Origin of the sequence: Pseudoduganella sp., assembly GCF_041914865.1 — a bacterium.
Lineage (GTDB): Bacteria > Pseudomonadota > Gammaproteobacteria > Burkholderiales > Burkholderiaceae_D > Rugamonas.
This window is the reverse complement of record NZ_JAYSCO010000001.1, coordinates 155,360-175,957: the sequence shown is the minus strand read 5'-3', so window position 1 is coordinate 175,957 and position 20,598 is coordinate 155,360. Positions and strand designations below refer to the sequence as shown.

General features: G+C 65.6%; 15 protein-coding genes. 6 read left to right on the top strand and 9 right to left on the bottom strand.

The features are described from left to right. Positions 1 to 32 precede the first annotated feature (32 nt). Positions 33 to 512, bottom strand: coding sequence for a porin family protein (locus ACE3TQ_RS00695; protein ID WP_374579965.1), 480 nt, complete (start codon positions 510 to 512; stop codon positions 33 to 35). 117 nt (positions 513 to 629) lie between these two features. Between ACE3TQ_RS00695 and ACE3TQ_RS00690 the strand changes: the two genes are divergently transcribed. Continuing rightward, positions 630 to 2,945, top strand: coding sequence for a DNA polymerase II (locus ACE3TQ_RS00690; protein ID WP_374579964.1), 2,316 nt, complete (start codon positions 630 to 632; stop codon positions 2,943 to 2,945). Here the strand turns inward: ACE3TQ_RS00690 and ACE3TQ_RS00685 are convergent. Together ACE3TQ_RS00685 and ACE3TQ_RS00680 are read right to left on the bottom strand one after the other, a co-directional pair. Further along, positions 2,942 to 3,457, bottom strand: coding sequence for a hypothetical protein (locus tag ACE3TQ_RS00685; protein ID WP_374579963.1), 516 nt, complete (start codon positions 3,455 to 3,457; stop codon positions 2,942 to 2,944). The genes ACE3TQ_RS00690 and ACE3TQ_RS00685 overlap by 4 nt on opposite strands. Positions 3,458 to 3,570: 113 nt before the next feature. Beyond that, positions 3,571 to 3,858 carry a hypothetical protein gene (locus ACE3TQ_RS00680; protein ID WP_374579962.1) on the bottom strand — a complete coding sequence of 96 codons (288 nt, stop codon included), beginning with the start codon at positions 3,856 to 3,858 and terminating at the stop codon, positions 3,571 to 3,573. Positions 3,859 to 4,044: 186 nt separating this feature from the next. Here ACE3TQ_RS00680 and ACE3TQ_RS00675 point away from each other — a divergent pair, with 186 nt between their 5' ends. Genes ACE3TQ_RS00675 through ACE3TQ_RS00660 form a run of 4 tightly spaced genes read left to right on the top strand, consistent with a single transcriptional unit; the run spans position 4,045 to position 9,717 of the window. After that, entirely contained in the window at positions 4,045 to 4,824 is a 780-nt protein-coding gene (locus tag ACE3TQ_RS00675; RefSeq protein WP_374579961.1) for an SDR family NAD(P)-dependent oxidoreductase, read from the top strand. 3 nt (positions 4,825 to 4,827) lie between these two features. Then, positions 4,828 to 7,809, top strand: a complete 2,982-nt coding sequence (gene ebgA, locus ACE3TQ_RS00670) for a beta-galactosidase subunit alpha (RefSeq protein WP_374579960.1) — start codon at positions 4,828 to 4,830, stop codon at positions 7,807 to 7,809. Further along, complete coding sequence (locus ACE3TQ_RS00665) at positions 7,806 to 8,261, top strand: beta-galactosidase subunit beta (protein WP_374579959.1); 456 nt, start codon at positions 7,806 to 7,808, stop codon at positions 8,259 to 8,261. The genes ebgA and ACE3TQ_RS00665 overlap by 4 nt, the downstream gene beginning before the upstream one ends. Before the next feature lie 7 nt (positions 8,262 to 8,268). Continuing rightward, on the top strand, positions 8,269 to 9,717 hold the full coding sequence (locus ACE3TQ_RS00660; RefSeq protein WP_374579958.1) for an amino acid permease: 1,449 nt from the start codon (positions 8,269 to 8,271) through the stop codon (positions 9,715 to 9,717). On the opposite strand, the gene ygjK is transcribed toward ACE3TQ_RS00660, so the two are convergent. The 5 genes from ygjK to gcvPA form a co-directional block, all read right to left on the bottom strand. Further along, on the bottom strand, positions 9,653 to 12,022 hold the full coding sequence (ygjK, locus tag ACE3TQ_RS00655; RefSeq protein ID WP_374579957.1) for an alpha-glucosidase: 2,370 nt from the start codon (positions 12,020 to 12,022) through the stop codon (positions 9,653 to 9,655). The two genes, ACE3TQ_RS00660 and ygjK, sit on opposite strands and share 65 nt — an antisense overlap. Positions 12,023 to 12,114: 92 nt before the next feature. Further along, a complete protein-coding gene (locus ACE3TQ_RS00650; protein ID WP_374579956.1) occupies positions 12,115 to 14,628 on the bottom strand; it encodes a TonB-dependent receptor in 2,514 nt (837 codons plus the stop codon). Between the two features lie 34 nt (positions 14,629 to 14,662). Then, the gene (locus ACE3TQ_RS00645; protein WP_374579955.1) at positions 14,663 to 15,796 is read right to left on the bottom strand and encodes an ATP-NAD kinase family protein; all 1,134 of its coding nucleotides are present in this window, start codon (positions 15,794 to 15,796) and stop codon (positions 14,663 to 14,665) included. Continuing rightward, a complete protein-coding gene (gene gcvPB, locus ACE3TQ_RS00640; protein WP_374579954.1) occupies positions 15,793 to 17,379 on the bottom strand; it encodes an aminomethyl-transferring glycine dehydrogenase subunit GcvPB in 1,587 nt (528 codons plus the stop codon). The genes ACE3TQ_RS00645 and gcvPB overlap by 4 nt, the downstream gene beginning before the upstream one ends. Beyond that, the gene (gcvPA, locus tag ACE3TQ_RS00635) at positions 17,376 to 18,758 is read right to left on the bottom strand and encodes an aminomethyl-transferring glycine dehydrogenase subunit GcvPA (RefSeq protein WP_374579953.1); all 1,383 of its coding nucleotides are present in this window, start codon (positions 18,756 to 18,758) and stop codon (positions 17,376 to 17,378) included. Before gcvPA ends, gcvPB begins: the two co-directional genes overlap by 4 nt. Before the next feature lie 113 nt (positions 18,759 to 18,871). Between gcvPA and gcvA the strand changes: the two genes are divergently transcribed. Beyond that, positions 18,872 to 19,777 carry a transcriptional regulator GcvA gene (gene gcvA, locus ACE3TQ_RS00630; RefSeq protein WP_374579952.1) on the top strand — a complete coding sequence of 302 codons (906 nt, stop codon included), beginning with the start codon at positions 18,872 to 18,874 and terminating at the stop codon, positions 19,775 to 19,777. A gap of 20 nt (positions 19,778 to 19,797) precedes the next feature. Here the strand turns inward: gcvA and ACE3TQ_RS00625 are convergent, their stop codons facing one another. Then, on the bottom strand, positions 19,798 to 20,424 hold the full coding sequence (locus ACE3TQ_RS00625) for a hypothetical protein (RefSeq protein ID WP_374579951.1): 627 nt from the start codon (positions 20,422 to 20,424) through the stop codon (positions 19,798 to 19,800). Positions 20,425 to 20,598 lie beyond the last annotated feature (174 nt).

Genomic DNA, 20,598 nt, shown 5'->3' with positions numbered 1-20,598 from the left:
GGCCCGGCGGCTTTCCTGTCTAGCGCTAAGGCTTAGAAGGCGTAGGAAACGCCTACGCTCAGGTTTTGCGAGTCGCTGGATGGACGCTGCCATTCAACGCGCGCTGCAACGTTCTTGGCTACGTCGTAGGATACGCCGATGCCGTACAGGCCTTTGTTATCGTGGTGCTTGTAACCGCGGGCGTTTGCTTCCAGGCGGTTGTAACCGATGCGGCCGTACACGGACAGCTTGTCGGCTACTGGCGCGGATGCCAGCACGGAGATGGCGGTCTGCTTCACGTCGGCGTTGATGCCGTAAATGCCGAAGTCGCCCAGCTTGCGGAAGCTCGCTTCAACTGCAACGTTCGGGGTGAACTTGTAGCCAGCGAAGATGCCGAAGCTGTTTTCGTTGTCGAAGTGGTCAACTTTGGTCACGCCAGCGTCAACACCGATGTAGTAAGGGGTGGCTTCCACTGCGGAGGCAGCGAACGAGGTAGCAGCCATCACAATGGCGGCGGCGATTTGCTTGATCATGCTATTTCCTTTTCATGTTGCGTTGCCCGGTGGTTGTGCTTGGGCAACATTGAATTTTAACAAAGTATTTTCACTAGTGCAAATCTACTGTTCGTCCGTACAGTATAATTTCACCTTATGCCCGGATTCATCCTTACCCGCGCCTGGCGCGATGCCCGCGACGGCACCGAAATCGAGTTTTGGCTGGCCACGGACGACGGCCCGCGCAAGGTCCTGCTGACGCAGCAGGCCTCGGTGGCGTTCGCCGACGCCGCGCTGCGCGACACCATCGCTACCCTGGTGGCGGGCATGCCCGGCATCGACTTGCGCGAGGTGGCGCTGAAGACCTTCCGGCGCGAGCCGGTGGTGGGCATCTACGCCAGCCATTACAAGCAGCTGCTGGCGCTGGAACGCAAGCTGGGCGAGCGCGGCATCCGCCTGTACGAGGCCGACATCAAGCCGCCGGAGCGCTACCTGATGGAGCGCTTCATCACCGCCGGGGTGGAGGTGGAGGGCGGCAAACTGCGCCCCGCGCCCGAGTACCGTCCGCGCCTGCGCCTGGTGTCGCTCGATATCGAGACCAGCGCCTTCGGCGACCTGTATTCGATCGCGCTGGAAGGGTGCGGCCAGCGCCAGGTGTATATGCTGGGCGAAACGCCGGCCGCCGCGCCGCAGGTGGATTTCGACCTGGAATACTGCCCCACGCCGCGCCGCCTGATCGAAAAGCTCAACGAGTGGTTCCGCGTGCACGACCCGGACGCCATCATCGGCTGGAGCGTGGTGCAGTTCGACCTGCACACGCTGCAGAAGAACGCCGAAAAGCACAAGGTAGCCCTGCTGCTGGGACGCGAAGGGCGCCCCGTCGACTGGCGCACGCACCAGGCGCGCGACGGCTATGTGTTCGCCTCCATCCCCGGCCGCATTGCGATTGACGGCATTGAAGCCCTGCGCGCCGCCTCCTGGAGCTTCCCGTCCTTCAGCCTGGAGAACGTGTCGCAGGCCCTGCTGGGCGAAGGCAAGGAGATCGGCAGCGATTACGACAAGATGGCCGAGATCGAGCGCCGCTTCCGCGAGGACAAGCCGGCGCTGGCCACCTATAACCTGAAGGACTGCGAGCTGGTGACGCGCATCTTCGAGAAGACGCGCGTGATGGACTTCATCCTGGAGCGCTCGCACGTGACCGGGCTGGTGCCGGACCATATGGGCGGCTCGATCGCCGCCTTCAGCCACCAGTACCTGCCGCGCATGCACCGCGAAGGCTATGTCGCGCCGAACGTGGGCGAGGTGCCGGCGGTGGCCTCGCCGGGCGGCTTCGTGATGGATTCGCGCCCCGGCCTGTACGACTCGGTGGTGGTGCTGGACTTCAAGAGCCTGTACCCCTCCATCATCCGCTCCTTCCTGGTCGACCCGGTCGGCCTGGTGGAGGGCGAAGCCGAGGCGGAAGCCGGCGGCGAAACGGTGCCCGGCATGCGCGGCGCGCAGTTCTCGCGCACGCGCCACTGCCTGCCCGCCATCACCACCCAGCTGTGGCAGGGGCGCGATGCGGCCAAGCGCGACAAGAACGACGCGCTGTCCACCGCGCTCAAGCTGCTGATGAATTCCTTCGTCGGCGTGCTCGGTTCGACCGACTGCCGCTTCTACCACCCGCAGTTGATCTCCTCCGTCACCCTGCGCGGCCACGAGCTGCTCAAGCTGACGCGCGAGCTGGTGGAGAAGGAGGGCTATGAAGCGATTTACGGCGATACCGATTCCATCTTCATCTGGCTCAAGCGCCCGCACGGGACGGAGGAGGCGCTGGCCATCGCGCACGGCCTGGTGGCCAAGATCAACAAATGGTGGAAGGACCGCCTGCGCAGGAAGTACAAGCTCGATTGCTACCTTGAGATCGAGTTCGACACCTACTACCGCAAGTTCTTCATGCCCACCATCCGCGGCACGGAGCTGGGCAGCAAGAAGCGCTATGCGGGCCTGACCGGCGACGGCGGCATGATCTACCGCGGCCTGGAGACGGCGCGCAGCGACTGGACCCCGCTGGCGCAGCAATTCCAGCAGGAGCTGTTCTCGCGCATCTTCAACGACGAGCCGTACCGCGATTATGTGCGCGACTATGTGCGCAAGACGCTGGCCGGCGAGCATGACGACCTGCTGGTCTACCGCAAGCGCCTGCGCCACCGGCTGGACGAGTACCAGGTGAACGTGCCGCCGCAGGTGCGCGCGGCGCGCCTGGCCGATGAGTTCAACAAGGCGCAGGGACGGCCCTTGCGCTACCAGAACGGCGGCCGTATCAGCTACGTGGTCACCACCAACGGGCCGGAACCGCTGGAAGTGCAGCGTTCACCGATCGATTACCAGCACTACCTGGACAAGCAGCTGCTGCCGATTGCCGACGCTATCCTGCTGCCGCTGAAGGAGAGCTTCGCCGCCCTGACGACGGCGCAGCAAGCCTTGTTCTAGGCGCGCGGCTGGGACAGGCCCATCACCCATTTGGTGAAGAACAGCAGCAGCACGGTGCCGGCAAAATCGCCCAGCGCCATCACGGCAAAGCTGCGCAGCAGGTGTTCGCGCCCTTCATATAGCGCGAACCAGATGTGGTGCAGCAGCGGGCTGGCGAGGGAAAAGGCGATGGCGCAGGCCAGCACCTGCAGCGGCCTCAGGTTGGCCAGCGAACCTTTCAGGTCGAGCCAGCGCCGGGCGCCCAGGTAGACGATATACGGCGCGGCGCTGGACAGGATGCCGCCGGCCAGGGCCCGCACCGGTTCGTTGGGAAAGAGGAAGAAGAAGCAGTACAGCCATGACACCAGCAGCAGCCCGATGGCGCCTGCTTCGGCGAACAGCAGGGTGGCCAGCAGGCGCACGCCGGCTGGCAGGTAAATCCAGTTGATGCCCTCCGCGAACTCCAGCTGCTTGAACAGCAGCTCATTGATCAGCAGCGCGGCGCTGAACATGACCATTGTGGCGACGATCATGGAGAGTTTCTGGCCGATGCTGGTCATAAAGTCGATTTGTCATAGACGATGCGGTAAATCTTACCGAAAATGCACGCCACGTTGCAATCAACTATCGAAATGCCAGCACCCCGTCAGCTTCCGGCAAACGGCGTCCCGAAAACGCCCACGGCCAGCTCGATCCACACCGCGAGCAAGCCGATTCCCAATACGACGGCCAGCACCGTTTTCTGCACCCTGTCGCGCATGCGGCTTGCCAGCAGCACGTAGCAGGCGCCCACTCCCGCCAGCAGCGTGCCGGCGACCAGGAAGTCCAGCAGGGTCCAGCGCACTTCCTCCGTGAAGTGCATGGCGGTGAAAGGTATTAAAAGTATCGCGCCGGTGGCGAGGCCGACGCAGGCCAGCTGCCTGGGAATTGCCATGGTTTGTACTCCTGGTTATGTGGAGAATCTAATGTATCGGTTTAATGTGAAGTCCCGATGCGGCCAGTATGAAGCGCAGCGCCCTTATGCATTAGCCAGGGTTATGCATGCAATGCAGAGTATTCATTTGTGAATGCATGAAAAAAAGGGCAACATGGAGCGACAATCACATCACGGAGACGGTACATGCAACAGAACGGCGAACTCGCAGGGAAAGTGGCGTTGGTGACTGGCGGCGCATCGGGCATTGGCCGCGCCACGGCGGAATTGTTTGCGCGCGAGGGCGCCACGGTGCTGATCGCCGACCGCGACGGCGTGGCCGGCGAGCTGGCGGTGGCGGCAATCACCGCCGGCGGAGCGCGCGCTTCCTTCATCCGCACCGACGTGGCGGTGGCGGCCGACTGCGAAGCCGCGGTGGCGGCTGCCGTGGCGCGCTATGGCCGGCTCGACGTTTTGTTCAACAATGCCGGCATCACCCGCCGCGCCAACGTCATCCACACCACCGAGCAGGAATGGGACCAGGTGATGGCGGTGAACGTCAAATCGATTTTCCTGATGTGCAAATACGCTGTGCCGGTGATGCAGCAGCAAGGTGGCGGCAGCATTATCAACACCGCCTCGGGCTGGGGCCTGGTGGGCGGCAAGGACGCCGTGTCGTACTGCGCCTCCAAAGGCGCGGTGGTGATCATGACCAAGGCCATGGCGGTCGACCATGGGCCGCAGAATATCCGCGTCAATTGCGTCTGCCCTGGCGATACCGATACGCCGATGCTGCGCAATGAGGCGCAGCAGCTTGGCCTGGAACAGAACGCGCTGGTGGCCGCTGGTGCCGGCCGCCCGCTGATGCGCGTGGGCCAGCCGCCGGAAATCGCGCAGGCCGTGCTGTTCCTCGCATCGGATCGTTCCTCCTTTGTCACCGGCGATGCGCTGGTGGTGGACGGCGGCGGCCTGGCCGGCTCCGCATAAACCATGAACAAGTGGGAGAACCACCAGCTGCTGGGGGAGAACCGGCTGCCCCCGCACGCCTATTTCTTTGCCTACGCCGACGCCGAAAGCGCGCGCACTTTCGAGCGCGAGCGCAGCCGCCGCTTCCTGTCGCTCAGCGGCACCTGGCGCTTCGCCTATTTTGACCATCCGCTGCAGGTGCCGGAACAGTTCTATAGCGAATACATGGCTGGCTGGGGCCCGATCGACGTGCCGGGCATGTGGCAGATGCAGGGCCACGGCCAGCTGCAGTACACCGACGACGGCATGCCGTTCCCGGTCGACCCGCCCTATGTGCCGTCTTCCAACCCGACCGGCGCCTACCAGTGCCGCTGGAAGCTGGGTCCCGAGTGGCGCGGCGAGCGCGTGATCCTGCGCTTTGACGGCGTGGAGACCTATTTCGAAATTTATGTCAACGGCAGCTATGCCGGCATGAGCAAGGGCAGCCGCCTGGCGGCGGAGTTCGACATCACCGCGCTGCTGGTGGATGGCGAAAACCTGCTCAGCGTGCGCGTGCTGCAGTGGGCCGATTCCAGCTACCTGGAAGACCAGGATATGTGGTGGACCGCCGGCATCTTCCGCGATGTTTACCTGGTTGGGAAGGGCGCTATCCATTTGCAGGATGTATGCGTGCAGACGCGCTTTGACGATGCCTGGCGCGATGCCCGCCTGTCCTGCGCGGTCGCAGTTTCGGCAGCTGCCGGCTGGCGCATCGAATGGGCGCTGTACGACGGCGCGCGCGAGCTGCAGCGCGGCGGCGGCCGCGAACCGGCATGGGAGGCGGCAGTGCCGCAGCCGCGCCAGTGGAATGCCGAAGACCCTTACCTGTACCGGCTGGAGATCAGCCTGTACGACGACGCGGGGACGCTGCTGGAAGTGGTGCCGCTGCGCGTGGGCTTCCGCGAGGTCAGCGTGCGCAATGGCCTGATGTACGTGAACGGCCGCTACCTGAAGCTGCACGGCGTGAACCGCCACGACAACGACCAGCTGCGCGGGCGCGCCGTCACCATGGCGCGCGCCGAGCAGGATATCGAGCTGATGAAGCAGCACAACATCAACTCCGTGCGCACCGCGCACTATCCCAACGACCCGCGCTTCTATGAGCTGTGCGACCAGTACGGCCTGTTCGTGATGGCCGAAACGGATGTGGAAACGCATGGCTTTGTCAACATCGGCAACCTGAGCCAGATCACCGACGATCCGGCCTGGGAGGCGGCGTTCGTCGACCGCATCGAGCGCCATGTGCACGCGCAGAAGAACCATCCCTCCATCATCATGTGGTCGCTGGGGAACGAGTCCGGCTACGGCTGCAACATCCGCGCGATGGCGGCGCGCTGCCGCGAGATCGATCCGACGCGCCTGATCCATTATGAGGAAGACCGCGACGCGGAAGTGTGCGACGTGGTCAGCACCATGTATTCGCGGGTGCAGATGATGAATGCCTTCGGCGAGTACCCGATGGACAAGCCGCGCATCCTGTGCGAGTACGCGCACGCCATGGGCAATGGGCCGGGCGGGCTGTCCGAGTACCAGGCGGTGCTGGACCGCCACCCGCACCTGCAAGGCCACTACGTGTGGGAGTGGTGCGACCACGCCATCCTGCAGCCGGAGGTGCCGGGGCGGCCGTTCTATGCCTTCGGCGGCGATTACGGCGACTACCCCAATAGCGGCAACTTCTGCTGCGATGGCTTGATCTACCCCGACCAGCGGCCAGGACCCGGCCTGCGCGAGTACAAACAGGTGATCGCGCCGGTCAAGGTGCGCGCCGTCGACGCCGCCGCCGGCGTGCTGGAGGTGGAGAACCGCTATTGGTTCAGCAGCCTGGATGGCATCTTCCTCCTGGTGCAGGTGAAGGCTGAAGGCGAGTTGTTGCGCCAGGAGCGCTTGCCGCTGCCGCCGCTGCCGCCGGGTCAGCGGCAGGAGTTCCGCATTCCCGCGCCGCCCGCAGGCCATGCGCGCTGCTACCTGGATGTGCGTGTGATGCGCGAGCAGGCCACCGCCTTCAGCGCGGCGCAGCATGAAATTGCCGTGTACCAGTTCGCGCTGCCGGGGCCTGCAGCGGCCCCTGCGCCGGCGTCCGCGCGCCTGGCGCCGCCCGTGCTGTCCGAGCAGCGCCTGGAGTACCGGGTGGAAGGCATCGGCTTCCACCTGGTGTTCTGCAAGCTGACCGGAAAGCTGAAGGAGTGGGAAGCCGGCGGCATGGCGCTGCTGGCGCGTGCGCCGCAGCTGAACTTCTACAAACCCTGCATCGACAACCACAAGCAGGAGAACGAAGCCCTGTGGCTGCCGCAGCACCTGGACATCATGCAGGAGCACCTGCGCGGGATGGAAGTGCGCCGCAGCGCGGAGGCGGTGGAAGTCATTGTCGATTGCCAGGTGGCGCCGCCGATCCTCGGTTATGGCATGCGCTGCCGCTACCACTACCGCGTGGATGGCGCGGGAAGGGTGCAGCTGGCGCTGTCCGGCAAGCCATACGGCGGGATGCGCGACATGATCCCGAAAATCGGCCTGTCGCTGGGCCTCCGCCAGGAGCTGGACCAGGTCGAGTATTTCGGCCGCGGCCCGGGCGAGAACTACCCCGACAGCAAGGCGTGCAATACCATCGACCGCTACCGCTGCAAGGCGGCCGACATGTTCGAGCACTATCCCAGGCCGCAGGACAACGGCAACCGGATGGATGTGGCGTGGGCCAGGCTGCAGCGGCCCGACGGCAAAGGCTTGCGCATCGACGCGCCGCAGGGCATGCACTTCAGCGTGTGGCCATACAGCGCAGGCCAGATCGCCGCCACGCGTCACGACAATGCGTTGCGCGAGGAGGGTTACTGGACCGTGAACCTGGACCACAAGATGAGCGGCCTGGGCTCGAACTCCTGGGGCTCGGAGGTGCTGGACTCCTACCGCGTGTACCTGGAGGAGTTCAGCTACCGGCTGGACTTGTCGCCATTGGATGGGGAGGGCCGGGCATGATTATCGTGAACAGCGTGCAGGAATTCAGCCTGCGCTACCACACGGCGAAGAAATGGCGGCGCTGCATGGAGGCCATCGCCAACCTGCCGCGGCTGCAACCCGGCGTCTGCCATTCCATCGGCGACTCGCTGGTGTACCGCCTGGTCGACGGGCCGGCCGCAGCGGCCGGGTGCTTCACCGGCAACCGGCGCTATGTGGAAATCCACTATTACCTGTCCGGCAGCGAGACCGTGGCCTATGCGCCCAAGCACGTGCTGCAACCGCTGGCGCCGTACAGCGACGAGACCGACCGCGAGACGTTCAGCGGCGAAAGCGCGGGGCGGCATACCGCCAGTCCCGGGCAGTTGCTGGTGTTCGATAACGACTACGCATACCAGCCGCTCGGTGCGAGCCACCTGCGCAAGCTGGTACTGATGGTGACGATAGAAGGCGCAACATTCCACAATAAGTGAGTTGAGCATGGCGATTCCCGGCAATACCCAGATTGGGCGCTTCATGCTGCTATCGATGGCGGTGGCAGCAATCTTCAATATCCGCAATGTCGTCAACAGCAACATCGCCATCGGCACGGCAGCCGTGCCGTGCTTCCTGCTCGCCACGGCGGTGTTCTTCATTCCCTATGTGCTGATCATCGCCGAATTCGTCAGCCTGAATAAGGATGCCAAATCCGGCATCTACCAGTGGATACGTTCCTCGCTGGGCGACAAGTGGGCTTTCGTCGGCGCCTACTGCTACTGGTTCGTCAACCTGTTCTACTTTACCTCGGTGCTGCCGAATATCCTGGTGTACTCGTCGTATGCCTGGCTGGGGTACGAGTTGCAGCTGTCGCCCATGGTGGCGGTGCTGCTGTCGATCATGCTGTTCGCCTTCGCCACCTGGGTCTCGACCAAAGGCGCGGCGTGGGTCGGGCGGGTTACCTCGATCGGCAGCTCGCTGGTGCTGTTGATGGCATTCTGCTTCGTGGCGCTGAGCCTGGCCGACTGGATCGGCGGGGTGCGGCCTGCCACGCCGGTGTCCGTGGCGGCAATGACTCCCACCTTCAACTGGGCCTTCATGGGCGCGATGGCGTGGATACTGTTCGCCGCCGGCGGCGCCGAATCGGTCGGCGTGTTCCTGAACGATGTGCGGGGCGGGGCGCGCACCTTCGTGCGCACCATTATTTTCGCCGGCTTGCTGATCGGGGCGCTGTATTCGGTGTCGGCGCTGGTGCTCAACCTGCACGTGCCGGCCTCCAAACTGAGTTATACCTCTGGCGTGTTCCAGGTCTTTGGCGCGCTGGGCGAGCACCACCAGGTCTCGCCGCAGCTGTTGAACCGGGTGGTGGGCACGGTGATGCTGGTTGGCTCGTTCGGCACGCTGATGGTGTGGACGGCGGCGCCGGTCAAGGCGCTGTTCTCGGAAATCCCGAAGGGCATCTTCGGTGAGCGGGCCATTGCGCTGAACCGCCACGACATGCCGGAGCGCGCGGCATGGATCCAGTTTGCCGTGGTGGTGCCGCTGCTGGTGATCCCGGCGCTGGGCTCGGGCAATGTGAACCAGCTGTTGAATGTGGTGATCAATATGACGGCTGCCACCGCGCTGCTGCCGCCGCTGATCATCATGGCGGCTTACTTCCACCTGCGCCTGCAGCTGGACCACCTGCCGCGCGATTTCCGCATGGGCTCGCGCCGGGTCGGGCTGCTGGTGTCCGGCGTGCTGCTGGCGTTCTCCGGCGTCGCCTTCGTCGCCGCCATCTTCCCGGCCGGGCAGGACCTGCTGCTCACGCTGGGCTACAACGTGGGCGGCGTGGTCCTGTTCCTGGGCTGGGCCTGGTGGAAGTACCGCCAGTTCGAGCTTGGCCAGCTTACTTCGCAGGCTTTGCCGCAGCCTCTCGCGCCAGCATCAGCAAATGCGCCGCGCTCCAGCTGAAATTGGTCGCACCCTGCATGCGGCCGGTCTCGGGATTATAGTTTTCCCGGATCGGCGCATCGCCCAGCAGGCCCTCCGCGCCGGCGGTGAAACGTGCCGCCATGGCATCGGCTTCCTGCGCGCGGCCGTACTGGCGTAGCGCGACCGTGCCGAAATAGAGCTGGTCCAGCCATACGCGGCCGCGCCAGTAGATATCCGGCGCGTAGGATGGGTTGGAGACGGCGGCAGTCGGCATGGGCACTGCCGTGGCGAATTCGCCCGGGTCCAGCATCTTGGCGATGACGGCGTCGGCCTGCGTTTGTTCCGCCGCGCCGGCCCACAGCGCTGTCCATCCTTCCGGCCCGCGCCCGCGCATGGTCAGCAGCTTGCCGCCCAGCTGGCGGTCGTAATAAAACCCGCTGGCGGCATCGAAGAAGCTGGCATTGAGCTGGCCGCGCAGCTTGCCGGCCTGCGCGCGCCACTCCTGCGCGGCGCTGGCCTGGCCGAGGGCTTGCGCGATATCGGCCAGTACCAGCTTTTCGCGGTAGAGGAAGGCGTTCAGGTCGACCGATTCCTGGTCGATCGAGTAGCCCAGGAGCTTGCCTTTGCTGTCGCGGTTTTCCACCACGCGCACTTGCCAGTCGCGCTTTGCCGCAGCCAGGTCGCCGCCGTGGGTCTTGTCGGCGTAGCGCTGCAGGGCGCCGGCTTCGATGAAACCGAAACGGGCGGCGTTGTCCATGCCGGATTCCCAGCCGGCTGCATGCTGCACCGGCAGGTCGATGGCGGCGTACTGGCCGCTGTCGACGATGCGGTTGTAGGCGGCCAGGCCAAGGCAGTCCAGCATGCCGTCCTTGGCGCCAGTGCAGCCGTCCGGAATGGCGTCGCCTGTGCTGAGCGGCTTGACGCGGAAGCGCAGCTGGCCATTGCTGTCGTTGTGCAGCGGATGGACGGTGGCGCCGTACTCGGCCAGGCCATTCCGGTCGTGGTCGCGGTTGCGGTACCACCAGCGGTGGTAGGCCTCCAGCTTGGGCTGCATCTCCCGCAGCCAGGCGCGGTCCCCGTTGTGGCGGTAGATTTCCCATACTACCCATGCGGCCAGCGGCGGCTTGGTATCGCGCTCGTTCCAGTTGCCGCCGTCGCCGCCGCGCTGGGCGTCCGTGTTGTAGAACACGTTGTCGGGCAACATGCCTTCGTCTTGCGGGCGTACCGGGTCGTCAGGCTGGATCTGGTAGTCGAACAGGGCGCGCACGGTGTTGGCGGCCAGGGCTGGGTCGATGGCAGCCAGGGCGTATGCCTGCTTCCAGGTGTCCCAGGTCCAGGCGCCGTTGAACCAGCGCGCGGTGGTGGAGGGCACCATGGCGTCGTGGCGGATGGCGCCGCGCGGCGCGCGCCAGTTGCCGACCAGGGTTTCCAGCGCCTTGGTGCTGAGGGCGGATGCGGGCAGGCGCGCCAGCCACTGCTTCCAGCGGCGCTGGTTGGCGGCGATGGCGCGCTCCATGCGCGCCGGGCTGGCGAGCAGGGCGGCGGCGCTGGGCGGGCCGGCCTGTTCGTCGAGCTGGTAGCTGTAGGCGCTGTAGAGCGCCTGGCGGCGGCCCGGTGCCAGCAGGGGCAGGTCGGCGCGGCTGTCGTAGTGCTGCCCGTCCACGCTGTCCTGCGAGCGTACGCTGCGTTCGATGCGGTAGCGTGAACGGCCGCTGGTCATGACATTGCCAGCATCGCGCACCTTGCCGAAAACGACGCTGATGCCGCCCGCTTCCTGCACCAGTTGCGGCTTCCAGGCCGGCTGGCGCGCTGCGACCGTGCCCTTGCCCTGTTCCCATTGCTGTATCAGGTCGCCCTGCCAGTGGGCGCGCAGTGCCAGCGGCTCGCGCGAAGTGTTGTGCAGGCGATAGCGCACCAGTGCGCTGTGCGAGTCGGCGAAATGCAGGTCGACCTCCAGCACCAGGCCGGGCCACTCCAGCCGCTGGCGCAGCACGCCGGGCCGCGCCTCCTTGCCCCAGCGCGCCTGCTCCGGTGCGAAGGTGCGGCCGCTGCGGCGGTCGGCGAGGGAAAGGCGTTCCAGCGCCGAGGCGATGAACAGGCTGTATTCCTCGGCCACTACCATGGGGCCGCTGAACGTGCCGGCCAGGGAGGCCGCATCGGGCAGCAGGTAGCCATGCCAGCTGCCGGCATCAAACATGGGGTTGAAACGCTGGTTTTGCTCGGCGTCGAATTCGCGCGCTGCGGAAGGGACGCCGTAACGGTTGATGGAAGGGGCCTGTGCGTGGGCGGCCCAGGCGGCGGTGCATGCTGCGGCCAGCAGCAATTTGCGGACGACTGAAGACATAAGCTGTAATCGGGAACGAATCAGTTGGGGGGAGGGTAACACGGGCAAAGCAAAAAGGGCCGGGCGCTGTGAGCGGCCGGCCCCGTGGAGCATCAGAACTTGTAGGACAGCGAGACAGTGGCGTGGCGGCCGAGGATAGGCCGCGCGTAGAACAGGCTGCCATTCGAGCTTTGGTTAAAGCCGCTGCGCGGGTTGCCTTCGGTCAGGCCGATCTCATTGGTCACGTTGTTGACCTTCAGGTTCAGCTTCCAGTGCTTGTCGATCCGGAATTCCGCGCCCATGTCGATGACGTGGTACTTCGGCAGGGCCAGCGCGTTTTCGAAGTCGGCGAAGCGTTTGCCGATATGGCTGTACACCAGGAAGATGTCGCCAAAATCGAAATGCACGGTCGGGATCAGGCGCACCTGGGTGTTCGGGGTGCGCATCACCTGGTTGCCGTTCTGCTTGGCCTCTTCGGCATTCGGGTCGATGCCGTCGATGGTGGCGTCCTGGATGGTGGCCACGTACTCCAGCGAGAAGCGCTTGTGCGGCTTGAACACGCCTTCCAGCTCGACGCCGGTGGACAGCGTCTTGACGAAGACCTGGCGGAAATCGCCGGTCTGCTGGTTGGTTTCGCCGAAGGACAGGTTGTCGAACTTGGTGTGGAACAGGGTGGCCGAGGTGGTCCACATCGGCGAGATATAGCGCACACCCACTTCGCCGAAGCTCAGGCGGCTGGCGCCGTCCACAAAGCTGTCGGTGCTGTACAGGGTCGGCATATTGGTGCCGCTGGCGTAACGGCCATAGGTGGCGATATGGTCGTTGAAGGCATAGTTGAAGCCCGCCGTGTAGGACGACTCCTTGATGGTCTTCTGCTTGCGCGTCCAGACGCCGGTGCCGGCGCGGCGCATGTAGTTGTTGGCGATGATGTTGTCCTTGTCCGTGCCGTCCGGGTTGAAGGCGCCCGGGATCGGCGTGCCGCCCACCAGGCTGCTGCCCGGCACCTCGCTGCCGGCCGCGTTCACGCCCTCGTCCTGCACGTCGTAGCGGGCGATCTCGTAGCGCACGCCGCCGTCGATACGCAGGTTCTTGTTGACCTTCCACTCGTCGTTGATGAACAGGGAGGTGGAATTCATATCGCCCTTGTGGCGCTCGTAGAAGAAGGCGTTGCGCAGCACGCCTTTGTCCGACAGGTAGCCCAGGATCTTGTTGTTGGCGTCCACCGCCACGATGTCCAGGCGCTTCGGCTGGTCGCGCACCTCGGTCAGGATGCGCGCGCCGTAGTCGGAGTCCTCATGCAGCTTCTGCGACGCGAACAGGATGCCGGCGGTGAAGCTGTTGTTCTCGTTCTCCTTGGTCAGCGACAGCTTGTCGACGAAGTGGCTGAGGGAGCGGAAGCGCGTTTCGGCCACGGCATCGGTGGTGAAGCCGTTGCCGTTCAACGCGGCCGGGTTGTCGACCAGCTGGCCGGTGCCGGCGTAGGCCAGACGCGCGGTGCCGCCGAAACGCTGCAGCAGGCCGGCCACGTCGGCGTACTGCGCCGGGTCGAGGCGGTTGGTGGCGCGCACCAGGTAGCTGTTCGGGCCATTGAACACGGAATGCGGCGCCACGTCGTAGCGCGTATAGCGCGCATTGTTGCGGAACGACCAGTCGCCGCCCAGGTCGTGCTGCAGGTCGGCGCCCAGCACCTTGGCCAGCACATGGAAGCCGGTTTTCAGGTCGGTGGTCTGGGTGCCGTTGGTGGTCTGGTTGCTGATGTGCGCCACGTCCGGGCCGTCCAGCGAGCCGTAATGCGGGTCCACGCCGGGCACGCCGCGCGGCTTGGCCGGGTTGGTCAGCGGGATCGGCAGGTAGAAGGTGTTGTGGTCGTTGACGTACTTGGCCGACAGGTTCAGTTCCCCGGCAGCCAGGCGGCGCGTCAGGTTGAGGCGGAACTGGCCGCCGTGGTCGGCGGTCATGCCGATCGGGCGCACGCCCTTGCCGCGACGGTAGTAGCCGCCGGCCGCATAGCTCCAGTCTTCATTGATCGGGCCCGAGAAAACGCCTTCGGTGCGCACCATGCCGTAGTCGCCCACGGTGACCTTGGCTTCGCCTTGCGGCTTCTGCGTGCCTTTGTGGCTGATGAAGTTGACGATGGCGGCGGGGCCGTTGGTCGACAGGATGGCGGAAGTGCCGCCGCGGATGGCTTCAAAGCGCTTGATGGTCAGGTCCTCGCGCAGCAGCACGTCGACCAGCTCGCCGTCGTAAATCACCGGCAGGCCGTCTTCCTGCAGGCTGATGAACTGGAAAGCGGCGCCGCCGCTCAGGCCGCGCGGGGAGACGTTGTTCGAGACTTCGCCGCCGGAGGCTTCGACCCACAGGCCGGGTACCTGCTGCAGCGAATCGGCCAGGCTGTGCGGCGCCATTTTCACCAGCTTGTCGGAGTCCAGGGTGGTGATGGCCACCGAGGATTCGAGCTTGGTGCGGTTCTTGGCGGTGGTGCCGGTGACCACCACCTCCTGGATCGGCGCGGCCTTCTCGGTAGCGCTAGCAGGATCGCTTGCCGATTGGGCCTGCGCGCCTTGCATGGCCGCCATGTGCGCCAGCGCCGTGGCTACCGCAAGGGTCAGCACTTTTTTCTGTCTCATCTGGTTCTCCTCTAGATTGTTTTAGTGATTGCTACTACACCGAAACAGGCCACATGGTCTGTTCCCGGTACCCAGTCATCACGGGCAGATACCCGTTGAATTCCGCATCGAGCTGCGCGTCGCCGCTGTCGATGCGCAGCACGCCGCCGTGCAGCGACAACAGCTTGTCGCGCGGCGCCAGCACGTGCAGCCCGCGCTTGCCCGCAGCACGCAGCAGGCGCGATGAAATCTGCTGGTTGCCGCGCCCCAGCACCATGCCCTGGCCGCCGATGGGGGACAGCACCAGGTGCAGCGCGGTGTCGCGCGCGGCGGCCAGGTCCTCCAGCTCCAGGCGGGTGGCGTCGCGCGCCAGCAGGGTGCCGTTGCCCAGCACCGCATCCACGCCGAGCAGGGTGCCGTCCACGCCCAGCACCTCCAGCAAGGCCTGGGTGGTGGAGCCGGGGCCCACCAGGTACAGGGCGCGCGGGTCCATCCCCTCGGCGAAGCTGCGCGCAATGGCCAGGCGCTGCGCATGGTCGCCGCTGGCATGGCGCGCTTTGCCGCCCTGCGTCAGGGCCGGCGCCAGCGGCAGCTGCAGGTAGCCGTACAGCTGCGGCAGGATCTGGCCGCGCCGCAGCGCCTGCTCGTCCAGGTCCATCACCTCGGCCTCGCTATGCATGGCCAGCCCGTTCTGCAGCAGCTGGCGCAGCAGCTGCGCGGCGGCGGTGGGATGATTGGCGAAGACCGCCGACTGCATCTTCACCCCGGCCGGCAGGCCCAGCACCGGCAGGCTGTCGATGGCGCCGGCGTCGCGCAGGCCGTCCAGCACGTCGCGCGCGGTGCCGTCGCCGCCGGCGAACAGCAGCAGGTCGATGCCCATGCTGGCCAGGATGCGGCTGGCGCGGCGCGTATCCACCGCTTGCGAAGGAGAGGCGACCGGGATCACGGCGCTGGCCTGCAGGCCGGCCGCCTGCAAGGCCGACAGGCCCATGGCGCCGTCGGCGGCATACCAGCTGAAGCGGTGCGCCGCCTCGCCCAGTGCATCGAACATGGCGGCCAGCCGCGCCTGGACCTGGGGCAGGCTGCTGGCCGCCAGCGCGGCCTGCACGCAGTCGGCGCCGTCCGAACCTTTCAGCCCGGCCGGCCCGCCGATGCCGGCCCAGGGGTTGACCACCAGCCCAAGCTTCATGCCAGCCCGCGCTCGCCCAGTTTGCGCTGGTAGGCGCGCCAGGTGATGCCCCAGCGTTCCGGATCGTCCAGCATTTCGCCCTGCACGCGGTGGGTCGGGCAATTGTGCGGCGCGTTCTTGACTACCCCGGGATTGCTGCGCGCCTCGCCGGCGATATGGCGCATCACGCCGATGAATTCATCCAGGTCGGCGCGCGAGTAGGATTCGGTCGGCTCGATGGTGGCCGGCTCGGGCACGATGTAGGGATGGTGGCTGGTCCAGTAATGCAGGCCAAAGTCGGCGGCGCGGAAGCCGATTTCCTCCGACGTCACGCCGGTGGCGTCGCACAGGTCCTTCCAGCTGTAGCGCACCTGCTCGATGCGGCGTTTGCCGGTGGCGAAAGGCGCGCTCATGCCGTCGATCTTCAGCAGCTCGTGCATCATGTAGTTGTTGTTCAGGACCGCGATCTCGGACACCGCACGCAGGCCTTCCGCGCCCAGGTTCATGACCCAGGCATACGCCCGCAGCATGATGCCGGCCGCACCGGCGAAGCTGCTGATCTTGCCGATCGACTGTGCGCCGCCCGGCACCAGCTGGTAGCGCCCGTCGTTCTGGCGCACCAGTGGACCGGGCAGGAAGGGCGTCAGGTCCGCCGTGCAGCACACGGCGCCCACCGCCGGGCCGCCGCAGGCATGCGGCGTGGCGAAGGTCTTGTGCAGGTTGAAGTGGCACAGGTCGAAACCTGCCTCGCGGGCGCGGGCAATGCCCAGCAGGCCGTTGGCATTGGCCTGGTCGTACACGCACAGGCCGCCCACGGCATGCACGGCGTCGACGAATTCGCGGATGCGGCTGTTGAAGATGCCGGTGTCCTCGGGATTGGTAATCACCAGGGCTGCGGTGCGCGGCGAAACGGCGGCTTTGAGCGCCTCCAGGTCCGGGTAGCCGTCGGCGTCCGGGTAGATGGTGATGACCTTGTAGCCCACCAGCTTGGCGCAGGCCGCATCCGAGGGATGGGAGAAGATGGTGGTAATGACCTCGTCGCGCTGCGCCGCTTCGCCGCGGCTTTCATGCCAGGCGCGCACCATCGACATATTGGTGAAGATGGCCTGCGAGCCGCCTCGCGCCTGCAGCGACACCGCATCCATGCCGGACACCTCGCACATCACCTGTTCCAGTCTGGCGATCACTTCCAGCATGCCCTGCACGGTGCTGTCGGGCTGGCGCGGATGCAGCTCGGTCATGGCCGGCTGGCGTGCCAGCTGGTCGTTGATCTTCGGGTTGTACTTCATGGTGCAGGTGCCCTGGCCGACGTCGACGTTCAGGTCGGCGCCCAAGGTTTCCTGCGACAGGCGCAGGTAGTGGCGCAGCACGCGGTTCTGCGACATCTCCGGTAGGCGGGGCGGGCGCTGGCGCAGCATGCCGGCCGGCAGTCCGGCCAGCGGCTGGCCTGCGGCGCGCGCGATGTCCGGCTCGACTTCGGGCAGCAGGATGCCGCGTTCGCCCGGCTGGCTGAGTTCAAAGATGACGGGTTCGTCCCAACGTGCCTGGTGGTAGCGGCGCGGCTGGTTCTTGCGGTGGGCGGCGATATTGTCCATTGGTTTCATTGGCCGATCACTTTCTCTAACGTTGCGCAGAGCAGGTCGATGTCTTCCTGCGTGTGGACTTCGGAAAAGGCGTACAGGGCGGACTGGCCGAGGGCAGGGAAGTCGGTGCTCAGGTCATGGCCGCCAAACACGCCGTGCCTGAGCAGGGCCGCATTGATGGCCGCCACCGGCAGCCCGGTGCCGTCGAAGTTGACGACGAATTCGCGGAAGTGGCAGCCGCCGCCATGCGTGACACGCACGCCGGGCAGGCTTGCCAGGCGCTGTTTGGCATACGCCGTGCGCTGGGCAATGCCGGTGGCCAGTTCGCCCATGCCCTGCGGCCCCATCAGCGCCAGGAACACGCCGGCGGTAATGCCCCACAGCGCGGCGGCGGTGCCGACGAACTCATTGCCGTTCTCGCGCTTGTCGAAGGAGGTGCGGCTGTAGGCGACGTCGCCAAAGCCGTACTCGCCCGGCACGCTGGTCGGCACGATGCCGAACAGGCGCGATGGATACTGCATGACGATGGCCGGGTCGTCGTGGCTGGCGATGAAGCCGCCCTGGCCGCCGCCATAGTTCATGTGCATGCCGAGCGGCTGGATGTCGCCGCACACGATGTCGGCGCCGTAGCTGGCGGGCGGCGCCAGCACGCCCAGCGAGACCGGGTCGACGCCGACCACCAGCAGGGCGCCCACCGCATGCGCCGCAGCCGCCAGCGCGGCGCCGTCGTCGATGGTGCCGAGGAAGGACGGAATATCCACGTAGAGCGCGGCGGTATCCCTGTCGACCAGCTGCGCCAGGGCCGCCATGTCGAGCAGGCCGCTGGCGGCATCGAACGGCGCCACCACGAAATCGAGGTCGGCGCGGCCGTAGTTGCGCATCACGGCCAGCTTGTCGGGATTGATGTGGCCCGCAACCACCACGCGCCGGCGGCCGGTATGGCGGCCCGCCATGCGCACGGTGGTGGCCGCAGCCTGCATGCCGTCGTAGACCGGCACGTTGACCACGTCCATCTCCAGCAGCTCGCCCATCATGCTGCAGTACTCGAACAGGGCCTGGAAGCGGCCATGGTCGTCGTACGGCTCGCCCGCGTAGGCCGTGGCGAACTCGCTGCGGCCGTTCACCTCGTCGCATACGGCCGGCACATGGTGCTGGTAGCAGCCGCCGCCAAGGAAACTCAGTTGGCCGGCGCAGTGGGTGTTTTTGCGCAGCAGGCCGTCCACATGGCGCTTCAGGCGCGCTTCCGACAGGTGCGGCGCGGGAATGGCCAGCGCGCCCTGCATGCGCAGGGCGGCGGGAATATCGGCAAAGAACTCCTCGGTGCTGGACGCGCCCACCGCGCGCAGCATGGCGTCGCGGACCTCTGGCACCGAGTTGGGAATGTAGGGATGGGTTGCCATGTCATTTCCTGTTGATCGGGGATTGGATGCCCCATCTTGTATGAGCGAAATAACGTTGACAAATGATCAGTATGCATGCGATACATTAGAAAAATTGATGCGTGGAGCGCCCCATGGTTCATTCTTCCAGCCTGCTGCGGCAGTTGAAAACGTTTGAAGTCACCGCACGGCACATGAGTTTTACCCGCGCCGCCGACGAGTTGTGCATCTCGCAGGCGGCCGTCAGCCACCAGATCAAGACGCTGGAGGAAGCGCTGCAGATCAAGCTGTTCAAGCGCATGACGCGCGCCATCACGCTGACCGGGGAAGGGGCGATCCTGCAGCGCAGCGTGATCGACGCCTTCGGCCGCATCGACCGCGTGCTGGCCCAGCTGGCGCAAGGCGAGGGCCGTGCGCGCAAGCGGCTGACGGTGGCGGTGACGCCGGCCTTCAGCTCGCGCTGGCTGGTGGGGCGGCTGGACCGCTTCCTCGCCGCCCACAGCCAGCTCGAAGTGCGCCTGGTGCACACGGTCATGCATACCGACCTGGGACGCGACGGCATCGACCTGGCGATCCGCTGGGGCGACGGCAAGTGGCCCGGCGTGGAGTGCGAGCGCCTGTTCGGCACCGAGCTGCTGCCGGTCTGCTCGCCGGCGCTGCTGAAGGGCGGCCCGCCGCTGAAAGCGCCCGCCGACCTGGCCCACTACACGCTGCTGCACGAGGACAGCTGCGACGACTGGGAACGCTGGTTCGAGCAGGCCGGCCTGGCGCCATCGCTGGCGCTGCGCGGCCCCCTGATCGACGACAGCAATGCCCTGATGCAGGCCGCGCTGAACGGCCAGGGTGTCGCCCTGGGCCGCATGGCCCTGATCCGCGACGACCTGCAGCGCGGCACCCTGGTCAGCCCGTTTAGTGAAACGCTGACCGCGCAGGGCGCCTACTACATGTGCTGGCGCACCAGCCGCGCCGAACATGAGGCCCTGGAATGGTTCTCGGACTTCCTGCGCGCCGAGGCGCGCGAGCAGGAGCACCCGGAGTAGGAGGGCGGCCGGATCGCCGCCTATTTTTGGCCAACCTTGTCAATCAAAGGCAGGTCGGCGAGTTCCGGCTGGCCTTCCACGTACCTGACTGCGGTGCCGGGCACGCGGCCGATCTCGCGCACCGTGTCAACAATGGTCTTGGTCACCCATTGTTCGGCGCTGCCCACGAGCTTCTCCGCCAGCGCAGCAGGTAGCTGTGATACGCCGGAAGCTTTGCGAAACGTCGCGTACACGTCAAGGTGGTATCCCTCCCGATATTTGAAAAGGCAGAATTGCAAAGACAGTGCGGAGGCATTGCCGGTGTTGCGGTTCGCCTGGGCGGTCCAGACCGCATCGCTGCAAACCGCGACCTTTGGCATTGCTACGCCGGGGATCCGGATTCCCTTGACAGGATCTTCGAGGGTGAAGCGCCCCGGTTCGGTGGGAACCGGTCTGCCAATCTGGAGCGGGGTAACCGTGTTGACCGAGTTCGTGTTTTGCGCAATGCCGTCTGCGATGGCCTTGGCGATGGTCTTGTTGTCTGCAGCGGTCCGGATATCGTAGATGTGGTACATCTCGATCGTCTCGTGGCGTTCCGCCAACGCCTGGTTCAGTGAATTACAGCCGCTAAGGGCTGCAATTGCCGCTATGCCAGCAATGATTTTCATGGAATGCCTCGCGATCAATAGGGTAGGGGGATTTTGCCCCTTGCCTTGGGCGACCGCCTTGATGCACCACAAAAGCCTTGGGAGGTGAGTTTAGTAAAGCCAACTAAAAGGTACCGATTTCGCAGCGGGCATGTTGATTGGTGCTTATCGCCTTGCTATAAATTTCGCGTCCAA